At 54.6% G+C, this 12,403-nt stretch carries 10 protein-coding genes; 8 read left to right on the plus strand and 2 right to left on the minus strand.

Features of this window, described 5'->3' with window-relative positions; all coding sequences use genetic code 11:
* The first annotated feature begins 36 nt into the window (after positions 1-36).
* On the plus strand, positions 37-654 hold the full coding sequence (locus tag KW808_RS14690) for a hypothetical protein (protein ID WP_034983229.1): 618 nt from the start codon (positions 37-39) through the stop codon (positions 652-654).
* A complete protein-coding gene (locus KW808_RS14695) occupies positions 655-1,428 on the plus strand; it encodes a class I SAM-dependent methyltransferase (RefSeq protein WP_003862673.1) in 774 nt (257 codons plus the stop codon).
* A gap of 91 nt (positions 1,429-1,519) precedes the next feature.
* Here the strand turns inward: KW808_RS14695 and KW808_RS14700 are convergent, their stop codons facing one another.
* Positions 1,520-3,352 (minus strand): phosphoenolpyruvate carboxykinase (GTP), encoded by a 1,833-nt coding sequence (locus tag KW808_RS14700; RefSeq protein ID WP_003862671.1) that lies wholly within the window; start codon positions 3,350-3,352, stop codon positions 1,520-1,522.
* A gap of 862 nt (positions 3,353-4,214) precedes the next feature.
* Here KW808_RS14700 and KW808_RS14705 point away from each other — a divergent pair.
* The 6 genes from KW808_RS14705 to KW808_RS14730 all read left to right on the plus strand — a co-directional run bounded on the left by KW808_RS14705 (position 4,215) and on the right by KW808_RS14730 (position 10,560).
* Positions 4,215-5,234: a TDT family transporter gene (locus KW808_RS14705; protein WP_003862669.1), complete on the plus strand. Its 1,020-nt coding sequence runs from the start codon at positions 4,215-4,217 to the stop codon at positions 5,232-5,234.
* 94 nt (positions 5,235-5,328) lie between these two features.
* Positions 5,329-6,096, plus strand: coding sequence for a tRNA (guanosine(46)-N7)-methyltransferase TrmB (gene trmB / locus KW808_RS14710; RefSeq protein ID WP_003862667.1), 768 nt, complete (start codon positions 5,329-5,331; stop codon positions 6,094-6,096).
* Positions 6,096-6,782, plus strand: coding sequence for an NYN domain-containing protein (locus KW808_RS14715; protein ID WP_003857880.1), 687 nt, complete (start codon positions 6,096-6,098; stop codon positions 6,780-6,782). Before trmB ends, KW808_RS14715 begins: the two co-directional genes overlap by 1 nt.
* 7 nt (positions 6,783-6,789) lie before the next feature.
* Positions 6,790-9,108 (plus strand): MMPL family transporter, encoded by a 2,319-nt coding sequence (locus tag KW808_RS14720; RefSeq protein WP_499652280.1) that lies wholly within the window; start codon positions 6,790-6,792, stop codon positions 9,106-9,108.
* Between the two features lie 4 nt (positions 9,109-9,112).
* The gene (locus KW808_RS14725) at positions 9,113-10,198 is read left to right on the plus strand and encodes a lysylphosphatidylglycerol synthase transmembrane domain-containing protein (protein WP_003862662.1); all 1,086 of its coding nucleotides are present in this window, start codon (positions 9,113-9,115) and stop codon (positions 10,196-10,198) included.
* Complete coding sequence (locus KW808_RS14730; RefSeq protein ID WP_003857875.1) at positions 10,195-10,560, plus strand: DUF3054 domain-containing protein; 366 nt, start codon at positions 10,195-10,197, stop codon at positions 10,558-10,560. The genes KW808_RS14725 and KW808_RS14730 overlap by 4 nt, the downstream gene beginning before the upstream one ends.
* A 278-nt stretch (positions 10,561-10,838) precedes the next feature.
* Here KW808_RS14730 and KW808_RS14735 read toward each other — a convergent pair whose 3' ends face one another.
* Entirely contained in the window at positions 10,839-12,389 is a 1,551-nt protein-coding gene (locus tag KW808_RS14735) for an acyl-CoA carboxylase subunit beta (protein ID WP_003857874.1), read from the minus strand.
* Positions 12,390-12,403 lie beyond the last annotated feature (14 nt).

Below are 12,403 nucleotides of genomic sequence, written 5' to 3' on the forward strand. Positions count from 1 at the left end.
AGTCTAGCTGCTTTTAAACAAGCCATAATGGAAGCCATGGCCACAACGATCACCGTTTTCTCTCCCACCCACTCCCCCGCACAAATCCGCGAAACCATCCTCAGCGCCGCGAAAGAAGACGACGTGGACTTCCTCGGAGTCCCCTTTACCCACCCCAGAAACGTCACCATCGAAGTCGACGACGAACTGATCAACGACTGCTTAGGCTGGCTCGACGACGTGGCACTCGCCTCCGGCCTGGGCATCCAATACAACGACGAAGTCCTCCGCTACGGCGACGAAGACATCTCCTTTACCGTCCAAACCAAAAATGACGACGACGCCCGCATCGGCGCCTCCCGCCTTGGACTCGAGCACCAGTTGAACGTCATTGCCGGGGGCTCTGGAGATTCCGGGGATTCCGGGGATTCCGGGGATTCCGGGGATTCCGGGGATTATTTGAAGATTGCACACTTCGACCTAGACAACCCCGCCGACGAGTCCTCCTACATCTCCGCGCGCAGCCTCGCAGAAGTAGACGGCTGGACCCTAGAATTCGGCGTTGCAGGAGTAAATAACACCACCATTGTTTCCTCCATCGACGATGCCATCACCACCATTTTGCGATGGATGAACGGCGAAGACATCCACGACCTCAACTGGACCCGCGCATAAATGGCCTCATTTCCGGAGCTTCCGGCTCTTCGTCGCTTGGCTACCTTGGGCAGGTCGTGGGGTTTACTGTCTGATTTCAAATACGAACAAACCCGACCTGACATCTTTTACGGAAACCTGGCCCTCGATACCTCGAGTCTGGTGGCGGCTTTGTCTGAAGATATTTCTGGCGCCGGATTAAATGACCTGAAAGTTCTCGACGTCGGCGGCGGACCCGGATACTTCGCCGAAGCCTTTGAGACACTGGGCGCCACCTACTTCTCCGTCGAACCCGACGTTGGCGAAATGTCCGCAGCTGGCATCGACGTCCACGGATCAGTCCGCGGATCCGGCCTCGACCTGCCGTTTCTTCCCGATTCCTTTGACGTGGTGTACTCCTCCAACGTTGCAGAACATGTCTCCGCACCGTGGGAATTGGGAGAAGAAATGCTCCGCGTCACCCGCAGCGGCGGCCTGGCAATCCTGAGCTACACCATTTGGTTAGGCCCATTCGGTGGTCATGAAACCGGACTGTGGGAACACTACGTTGGCGGAGAATTTGCCCGCGATCACTACACGAAGAAACACGGGCATCCACCCAAGAACGTTTTCGGGGAGTCACTGTTTAATGTGTCCTGCCGGGAGGGGCTGGAATGGGGAGCCTCCGTGGGCAATGCGGAATTGGTTGCCGCTTTTCCCCGCTACCACCCGTATTGGGCCTGGTGGATGGTTAAAGTCCCAGTGCTCCGAGAATTCGCGGTAAGTAACTTGGTGTTGGTGTTTAAAAAGCACTGAGGTTTTGAGGAATTCATCGCTTAACGACAAGAAAGGCTCCCACTTTCGGTGGGAGCCTTTCTTGTTATTTAGCAGTTCTTAAGCGTGAACTTTAAGCGTGAGCTGCTGAAATGCGGGCCTTCAGAGCATCGAACTGGCTGTGAACCTCTGCAGGAACACGTGGTCCGAGGAAAGTGAGGTACTCGGCGTTGTCTTCAACGTCGTTCGCCCACTGCTCTGCAGGAGCGGTCAGTGCTTCCTTGACATCCTCAATTGGGGTGTCGAGGCCGTCGAGGTCGAGGTCTTCAGCCTTAGCGGTGTGTCCAACAACGGTCTCGTCTGCGCCAACGCGGCCTTCGATGCGGTCGATGACCCACTTCAGAACGCGAGAGTTTTCGCCGAAGCCAGGCCACAGGAAGCGTCCATCTTCGCCACGGCGGAACCAGTTGACCAGGAAGATGGATGGCATCTTGTCGCCACCCTTGTTACCCATGTCAATCCAGTTCTGCAGGTATTCACCAGCGTTGTAGCCAATGAATGGGAGCATTGCCATTGGGTCGTGGCGGAGTGTGCCGACCTTTGCTTCTGCGGAAGCTGCGGTCTGACCGGATGCGAGCAGTGCACCAACCATGGTGCCGTGCTCCCAGTCGTAGGTCTGGGTAACCAGTGGGACGGTGTCTGCGCGACGTCCACCGAAGAGGATTGCGTCGATCTTGACGCCTTCCCAGTCGTTGAACTCAGGTGCTGCTGCTGGGGACTGGTCGATTGCTACGCAGTAACGGGAGTTAGGGTGAGCAGCGTTTTCGTCGGACTCTGGGGTCCAGTCGTTGCCCATCCAGTCAATGAGGTGAGCTGGGGCGTCGCCGTCCATGCCTTCCCACCAGATGTCGCCGTCGTCGGTGAGTGCCACGTTGGTGAACAGGGTGTTGCCTGGTTCCATGGTCTTCATCGCGATTGGGTTGGATGCGTAGTTGGTGCCTGGAGCAACACCGAAGAAACCATTTTCTGGGTTAACTGCGTAGAGGCCGTCCTCGCGCAGCTTAAGCCAAGCAATGTCGTCGCCAACAACCTGAGCGGTCCAGCCTGGGATGGTTGGAGTGATCATGGCGAGGTTGGTCTTGCCACAAGCAGATGGGAATGCTGCTGCGATGTGGTACGCCTTGCCCTCTGGGTTGATCAGTTTCAGGATGAGCATGTGCTCAGCCATCCAGCCTTCTTCGCGAGCCATGACAGATGCGATACGCAGTGCGTAGCACTTCTTTGCCAGGATTGCGTTTCCGCCGTAGCCGGAACCGTAGGACCAAATTTCCTTGGTCTCTGGGAACTGGGTGATGTACTTGGTGTCGTTGCAAGGCCATGCAACGTCTTCCTGGCCTGGCTCCAAAGGAGCACCAACGGAGTGGAGGCACCTGACGAAGCTGCCGTTCGCGCCGATCTTGTCCAGCGCTTCAATACCCATGCGGGTCATGATGCGCATGGACATGACAACGTACTCGGAGTCAGTGAGCTGCACACCAAGCTTAGGATCCGGATCGCTGATTGGACCCATGCAGAAAGGCACGACGTACATGGTGCGCCCCTTCATGGAACCAGCGTAATGCTTGGACATTTCGTCCTTCATTGCCTGTGGTGGAGCCCAGTTGTTGGTTGGGCCAGCATCTTCTTCCTTCTCGGAGCAGATGAAGGTGCGGGACTCAACGCGCGCAACGTCAGATGGGTTGGAACGAGCTAGGTAGCTGTTCGGACGCTTTTCCTCGTTGAGCTTGATGAGGGTACCGGCTTCAACAAGATCCTCCGCCATGCGATCCCACTCAGCCTGGGATCCATCAACGAACACAACAGCCTCAGGCTGGAAGAGCTCGACGGCGTCTGCGATCCAGTTCAGCAGTTCCTTATTCTTGGTCGGCGCCTCACCCTGAAGGCCCCTGATTGCAGCAGTAGTCATTACTTCTCCAGATTTTGTGTCATTCGACAGAGTTCTTGCCCCCTAGCGTAGCTTTCAGATACAGAACTAGTTAAAACTTTAGGTGAGACAACGGACACATTTGTCATTACCAGTGGACCTACCCCCTGCCCACACGCATCTACACACTTTCTTTAATATGAGAGCACCCGTTTAAATAGCCTATTTTGGGGGTGGTTTCAAGAATTAACCTCAACCGTTCTCTGACAGTTCATTCCCCGTCCATGGCCATTGGGTTCAGATTTGGGCAATTCTCACACATTCCAGGAGACAACTTTCCCAGATTTCCGACCATTAACACTTAACATTCGGACAATAGGCAACAAAACGCCAAGAACAGCGGTACTGGTAATCCCTTTCCCTTACTCTGCCATCACAATCCAAGCACTCCGCTAGTGGCCGACCAGCACAAACCGGCCCACTGTCAGTACACCCCTTTTTAAAACAACATTTACACCCACATGCATGCCCGCACTGTCACCACCCGCCCTCAACTACCGAACTAAAGGTATGTACTTGAAGCCAAATTTTTACCCTAGATCCCCCTTTTGAATACTCTGAAAATTACCCACACACATCCCCCACGTTACCCCAAAGGTTATATCCAGTTGGTCGTATCAAAAGGCGCTCTGAACTTAACTTTGCCCTACATAAATACATGACCTCACCACGACGGCCAGTACTAACGACAGAATCCACTAGCGAACCCATTTATTAACAAACATTGCAAACAAGTGTTGAAGCATTCGCGAAATTGCAACTTTTGGAGCCCAAAGGTCTAGACCAGTGATCGAGCGCACAACGCCCCCATTTAGCGGTTTCACTGCCCCAAAGGCTTAAAGTAATGGGCATGCCCACTCCCTCTTCGACCAAAAGCTACGCTGCGGTCTTACCTCCACCTGGCCCCTCGTGGGCTGGTTCCCTCATGGGCATCTCATTGTTGTCATCACTGTTAAAAATCCATGGTTTTCCAGTCGTCGCAGATTCCTTCTTCGCGTTAGCTGTTGTGGTGGCAATTGTCATTATTGGCGGTTGGCTAATCTACCGCTCTCCTTCATTCAAAACTGAAGTCATGCCGGCATGGGCAATGCTGTCCATGGGTTTGATCGCATTGGGAACTGCAAGCCCCGTAGTTTTGGGTGATGATCTGTGGGGATTCATGTTTGTGTGCTGGTCTATTGGCACAGCCGTGGGACTTGTTGCCTATTCCTTATATATAACGGCCATTTTGCGATCTAAGGCGGGCACACCAACTTTTGCGTGGGGTCTTCCTCTGGTCACGCCGATGGTTGCTTCCACCTCGGCAGCACAACTCCAAGAGCACTTTGAACTTCCGGCGATGCTGTGGGTTTCTTTCGGGCTCTTCCTTTTAACTTTGGCGTCTGCACCAGCAGTTTTTACCCGAGTGTATTTCTACTATTTCAGCCCCAAGGCGCAGGGCATCCCACTGATGGCAACACCAACATCGTGGATTCCTTTGGGTATGGTCGGCCAATCCACTGCAGCAGCTCAGCTCATCGGTGCGTCCTTTGGATCCAAGACAGCAATCACAATGGGCATTATTTACGGCATCGTCATGGGAATTTTTACGATTCCTCTGGGAGCCATCGCTCACTTTGTGTTCTACAGAGCTGTTTTCAAAGGGGCGACATACAGCCCCACATGGTGGGCCAGTACCTTCCCAGTTGGCACTTTGAGTTTGGGTGCGCATTTTTTATCACAGAGCACCGGAGTGGAGTGGTTTAACTACTTCAGCCTGTACTTAATTGCTTTAATGCTCTTTCATGTCATCGTGTCCACCATCGCCGGTACGATTGCAGTAATGAGAAGAATCGTCGGAAAGCTTAAATCTCAGCTGGCCTAAATTGCAGCGAGAGGTCTAAAAGGTAGTGCTCGAGGGATTCATCCAAACTCACGAATATTGAAGTTTTAAAGTTGAACAGGAAAAATAACAAATAATGTCTATTTCTGATAATTCCCGCGATCAATTAGGAGAACTGCCAGCTGGTCGGCCTCTCCAATCCGATTTTGATAATGACCTCGACTACCCACGTCTAGGCAGTGTCACGTTTAGGCGTGGCACCCTCACTGAAAACCAGCAAACCATGTGGGATGAAAAGTGGCCTGAACTGGGTCGCGTCCTCGAAGATGAGCTGATTGATGTTGATGCGTGGTTCGGGCGCGAAGGCGCAAAAACCATCGTAGAGATCGGCTCTGGCACTGGAACTTCTACTGCTGCCATGGCTCCACTTGAGGCTGATACCAACATTGTCGCCGTCGAACTATACAAGCCGGGCTTGGCCAAGTTGATGGGCTCTGTTGTCCGTGGAGACATCGACAACGTGCGCATGGTCCGCGGAGACGGCATCGAGGTACTCAACCGCATGTTTGCCGATGGGTCCCTGGACGGCATCCGCGTATACTTCCCGGACCCTTGGCCAAAGGCGCGCCACAACAAGCGCCGCATCATCCAGTCTGGTCCGCTGAACCTGTTTGCAAAGAAGCTCAAGCCAGGTGGAGTTCTGCACGTTGCTACCGACCACGCTGATTACGCAGAGTGGATCAATGAGCTAGTTGAGGTCGAACCACTGCTTGAGTACAAAGGCTGGCCATGGGAGGAATGCCCTCAGCTGACTGACCGTCAGGTCATCACCAAGTTTGAAGGCAAAGGCTTGGAAAAAGATCACGTGATCAATGAGTACTTGTGGCAGAAGGTGCAAAACTAATGTCTGATGTGCATGAGGTCATTCATAGCTACAATCCCACTGACAAAGAAGGCCCTGAAAGTGTCCTTCTAGTGTGGGACGCTCCCAACCTAGATATGGGTTTGGGCGCTATTTTGGGTGGTCGCCCAACCGCTGCGTACCGACCTCGCTTTGATGCCATCGGTCGGTGGTTGCTTGCTCGCGCAGGTCGCAGGGCACATGAGTTGGGCCGCCACATTGAGCCTGAGGCAACGGTGTTTGCCAACATCACCCCAGGTGGCTCTGATGTTGTTCGACCTTGGGTGGAAGCGCTGCGTAACGTTGGTTTCGCGGTCTTCGCTAAGCCTAAGATCGGCGAGGATTCCGATGTCGATCCGGACATGATTGATCACATTCGCAGGCGCTATGAAGAAGGCGTGCTGCGGGGTGTCATCGTGGCCAGTGCAGATGGTCAGAACTTCCGTGAGACTCTCGAGGAGCTCGTTGCAGAGGGCATTCCTGCCACGGTCATTGGTTTCCACGAGCACGCGTCATGGGCTGTAGCTCATGACACCATCGAGTTTGTTGATCTGGAGGAAATCCCCGGCGTCTTCCGTGAGCCGCTTCCTCGCGTCAGCCTGGATAACCTGCCAGACGGTGGCGCATGGCTGCAGCCGTTCCGCCCTCTGACTGCCTTGTTATCCAACCGCCACAATTCCCAGGAGTAATCCACCCGTGTTTTCTAAATGGGGCCACTTTGCTTACAGATTTAGGCGCATTGTTCCGTTAGTTGTCATCGCCGCGATTTTGGCTTTGTTTGTCATTTTCGGCACCAAGCTGGGCGACCGCATGAGCCAGGAAGGATGGGATGATCCTGGTTCTTCCTCGACCGCTGCGGCGCGCATCGAGTTGGAGACCTTTGGGCGTGACAATGACGGCGATGTCGTGTTGCTGTTTACTGCGCCTGAAGGCACTTCTTTCGATGATGCAGAGGTGTTCTCCAGCATCTCTGGCTACTTAGCTGGGCTAATCGAGAACAACCCTGATGAAGTCAGCCACATCAACAGCTACTTTGACACTCGTAATCAAAATCTCCTCAGCGAAGACGGCACCCAAACCTTTGCAGCTCTCGGGCTCAAAGGTGACGGCGAGCAAACGCTGAAGGACTTCCGGGAGATTGAAGATCAGCTTCATCCGGACAACCTTGCCGGTGGCGTCACCACTGAGGTCGCGGGTGCCACCGCTGTAGCCGACGCACTCGATGAGGGCATGGCTGGCGATATTTCACGCGCCGAAGTTTTTGCGCTGCCTTTCGTGGCTATCTTGCTGCTCATCGTGTTTGGCTCAGTTGTTGCCGCGGCGATGCCATTGATCGTGAGCATTTTGTCCATCTTGGGTTCGCTGGGCATCTTGGCAATTTTGGCTGGATTCTTCCAGGTCAACGTATTTGCACAATCTGTTGTGACCCTTCTGGGCTTGGGTCTTGCCATTGACTATGGCTTATTCATGGTCTCTCGTTTCCGTGAGGAAATGGATAAGGGCACCCCGGTTGAACAGGCTGTTGCCACCACTACGGCGACCGCGGGTAAGACTGTGGTGTTCTCTGCAGCGATGGTGGCTGTGGCGCTGTCCGGGTTGTTTGTTTTCCCACAGGCTTTCTTGAAGTCGGTGGCATTCGGTGCGATTTCCGCGGTTGGCCTTGCTGCTTTGATGTCGGTGACGGTGTTGCCGTCGCTGTTCAGCATGTTGGGTAAGAATATCGATAAGTGGAGTTTGCGTCGCACTGCTCGAACAGCGCGCCGTTTGGAAGACACCATTTGGTACCGCGTGCCGGCATGGGCAATGCGCCATGCCAAGGCAGTGACCGTGGGCGTCGTATTGCTCTTGCTTGCTCTTACAGTGCCGTTGACGGGCGTGAAATTCGGCGGCATCAATGAAACGTATCTGCCACCAGCTAACGACACCCGCGTCGCCCAAGAGCGTTTCGACGAGGCGTTTCCCGCCTTCCGCACCGAGCCGGTCAAGCTTGTGGTCACCGGGGCGGACAACAACCAGCTGATCGATATCTATGTTCAGGCCAACGAAGTTGAGGGACTGACAGATCGTTTCACCGCAGGTGCGACTACCGATGATGGCACCACGGTGTTGTCTGCTGGTATTCAGGATCGTTCCCTCAATGAGCAGGTAGTGGAGCAGCTTCGCGCTATTTCCGTCCCTGAGGGCGTTGAGGTGCAGATCGGTGGCACTCCAGCCATGGAGATCGAATCCATTGAGGCGCTCTTTGAAAAGCTCCCCTGGATGGCTCTCTACATTGTGCTGGCCACTTTCATCCTCATGGCATTGGTATTTGGTTCGGTGATTTTGCCGGCGAAGGCCATCATCATGACCATTCTGGGTATGGGTGCCACCTTGGGTATTCTCACCTTGATGTTCGTCGATGGCGTGGGTGCCAGCGCATTGAACTTCTCCCCTGGCCCACTGATGAGTCCAGTGCTGGTGCTGATCATGGCTATTATTTACGGACTTTCCACCGACTATGAGGTGTTCCTGGTATCTCGCATGGTGGAGGCCCGCGACAAAGGCGAATCCACCGACGACGCCATCAGATACGGCACTGCACACACCGGATCTATCATCACCGCGGCCGCACTGATCATGATTGTGGTCTGTGGAGCGTTTGGTTTCTCTGAGATCGTCATGATGAAGTACATCGCGTTCGGCATGATCGCAGCGCTGATTCTGGATGCCACCATCATCCGCATGCTGCTTGTCCCCGCCGTGATGCACCTGCTTCGCGACGACAACTGGTGGGCACCCGGCTTCGTTAAAAAGGCCTACACTGTCATGGGTCACGGCTCTGAGGTGGAGGAAGCACCTCGCCCAACCACCCGTCGCCTCAACGACGATGAGGAAGTCACCGTGCATGAAGCAGTTGTCGCTGGCGATACCGTGGCATCTCGCGGTGGTTTGAGCACGCAGGAAAACCGTGATCTGGTGTCCTTCGTGGAACTTAAGGCTCGTTTGGAAAAGCGCAGGCTTGAGGATCTAGATTAAATCTATGCGAGGATTTTTCAGCAACCCCTGGATTCGTTGGGCTTTGTCCCTGGCGTTTCTAGGGGTGATCCTATTTTTCCTGAGGGATCAGCTGGATTTCCTCAAAATGGGCATCCAACAAATCCGCCACGTCAGCCCCGTAGGCGTTGCCCTCACCATGGTGGCGTTGGTGTTGTCATTCGTTGCGATGGCCAGAGTCATGCAGATCATGTTGAAAGCCGGAGGTAGTCCTGCGACTCTCAAAGCCACCACGGCTTTAACTTTTGCGGCTAACTCCTGGTCCGCGACCCTTCCTGGCGGCCCGGCGTTTTCCGCGATTCTCACCTATAAAGTGCAGCGCAGCTGGGGTGCCAGCGCCGTGCTGTGTTCGTGGTTTTTCCTGCTCTCCAGTGCCCTATCGACCGTCTGGTTGGTTGCTCTCGGTGTCATCGCCGTGTTTTATATGGGCGCATCGCTGAACTTATGGTCACTGATCGCCACATTCATCGCCATGGTCGGGCTGTCTGGCGCCGTTTATTGGGCAGCCAACAACCCCGACTCCTTGGCTCGGTGGGTGCGAAAATTGACGAAAAACAGGGAGTGGGGCTTCGTCGAAAAGCTTCTTGGAAGCATTGAGCAGCTGCGCTCGGTCTCGCTCACCGGGCCACAATTCGCGGCCAGCGCCGCGTGGTCTTTAGGCAATAGGCTTTTCGACGCCATCTCCCTCTGGATTTGCATCTGGGCGGTCACCGGCACTGCCCCGATGTTTGAACCAGAACCCAACAACACCACTATCGCAGGCGTGCTGTTGGCGTACACCACCGCAAAAATCGCAGGCTCAATCCAAGCCACCCCAGGCGGAATCGGCCCTATCGAAGCCGCCTACATCGCAGCCCTCGTAGCCACCGGTATGACCGCAGTGGAAGCCGCCGGAGCTGTCATAATCTACCGTTTATGCTCATTTATCATCATGGCGATTGTCGGATGGGTCATCTATTTTATCTATTTCACCCCCAAGGGACTCAAGGCCAATGAATCCCTGGATGTGGAACAGGATACGATTAACTCAGACTCTAACCGACAGTCCGCAATTGAAAGGCCAGATACGTGAACCGCTGGATGTCCTTGCTGTGTGATTCCATCGCCATCGGTCTCTTCGCACTCTTCGCCCGCGTCGCCCACCAAAGCGCCGACATGCCACTAAATGTGCAGGGCTGGTTTTTCACATGGCTGCCATTCCTCGCAGGTGTGTTCATCGCCTACCTGGTGGCAATCCTCCCTGCGAAGCTTCCCAGCGAACGCATCCGCCCCGCTGGCCTGACCGTGTGGATACTCGCGGTAATTGTGGGACTTGTGATTTGGGGCTTCAACAATGGTGGGGTTCCACACTGGTCCTTCATGATTGTCGCAACGACCGCCTCCGCCATTTTGGTTCTCGGCTGGCGAGCGTTGTTTAAGGTGACAATGCGCTAAGTGCTTTTAAAAAATGGGAGCTTCTAGATTTCTAGAGGCTCCTTTTTTCACAACTCATCGACCCTTACTCCTTGTCTAAGACGCGAAAGAGGGGACCTTCTAAAGCGTTCTAGAAGGTCCCCTCTTTCTTGAAAGGCTTAGTAGCTCAAGAATCCTTGCAGGTAAGACAGGCTTACGCTGAGGAAGTCAATACCCGACAGAACTGCGAAGATGGTTGCCATTGCGGTCTCCTCTGGTGAATTAGTTACAGAATTTCTATCTGGATAATTCTTTGGACGTTACATCGGCATGATGGTGTGCTTTTTGTCGAGGTCTCGCACAGCCTTGGTTTCCAGCTGGCGGACTGCTCGGCGAAGCACCAAACGGGTCTCTGCAGGTTCGATCATGGCGTCGATGTAACCACGCTCGGCGGCCACATATGGGCTGGTCATGTTCTCGTCGTAGAAGTCCATGAACAGTTTCTTCATGTATTCACGCTGCTCAGGTGGGGCAGCTTCGAGCTGCTTGCCCTGGATCATCACGACAGCTGCGGCTGCGCCCATCACGGCGATCTGTGCGGTTGGCCATGCGAAGTTGAGGTCACCGGTGAGGTTCTTGGAACCCATCACGGCATATGCTCCGCCGTAGGCCTTGCGCACGATCAAGGAAATCTTAGGGACGGTCGATTCCACCACTGCGAAGGCTAGCTTTGCGCCACGGTGAATCAAACCGACCTTCTCTTGGTCCACGCCAGGCAGGTAGCCAGGGGTGTCCACGACGAAGATGATCGGGATGTTGTAGGCGTCGCAGATACGGATGAAGCGGGCGCCCTTGTCGGCGGCGTCAGCGTCGATGCAGCCTGCCTTATCCATTGGTTGGTTGGCCACCACACCGACTGCCTTGCCATCAACGCGGGCGAAGGTAGTGATCAGGTTGGGGGCGTACTCCTCTTGGATTTCCAGCAGGTTGGCGTCGTCGAAAAGCTTGTCCAGCAGGTCATGCATGTCGTAGCCCTGGTTAGTGTCATCAGGCATGAACGAGTTCAGAGCTTCGTCGTAGGCGATCTCTTCATCCGTTGGTGCTGCAAACACAGGGGCTGGATCATTGCAGGTCAAAGGCAGGAAGTCGAGCAAATCCTTGACCATATTCAGGGCCTCTTCTTCAGAGGACGCCAAATAGGAAATGTTGCCGTTTTGCATCTGCTGCGCACCGCCACCGAGGTCTGCGGAGGTGATCTGCTCGCCGGTGACTTCCTTGATCACGGCTGGGCCGGTGACATACATTTCTGTTTCACCATCAACGCCGATAACAAAGTCAGTGGTCACAGGTGCATACACTGCGCCACCTGCCGATTTACCCAGCATGATGGAAATCTGAGGGCTGCGGCCAGACAGCGGAAGCTGACGACGCGCGATCTCTGAGTACATCGCCAAGGAGGTCACCGCATCCTGAATGCGGGCTCCGCCGGAATCCTGAATACCGATAACTGGGCAACCAATGCGGATAGCCATGTCCATGACTTCGCTGACTTTACGTCCGAAAGTCATGCCCACGGAACCACCGTAAACGGTCTTGTCATGGGCGTAGATGGCCACTGGGCGACCATCGATGCGACCATAACCAGTCACCACACCGTCAGAGTAAGGCGCATCGGGTTCATCCGGGGTACGGCCTAGTGCACCGATCTCCACAAAGGATCCGGCATCAAGCAGAGCATCAATACGCTGACGAGGGGTGGTTCGGCCTTCCTCGTCGCGCTTTTTACGTGCGCGTTCACTACCTGGGTCTTTGGCAATCTCCAGGCGTGCGCGCAGATCCGCTAGCTTCTCTGCAGTAGTGGTGTTACTCAACTTCCGTCAGCTCT

This window comes from [Brevibacterium] flavum (assembly GCF_019317305.1).
GTDB lineage: Bacteria > Actinomycetota > Actinomycetes > Mycobacteriales > Mycobacteriaceae > Corynebacterium > Corynebacterium glutamicum.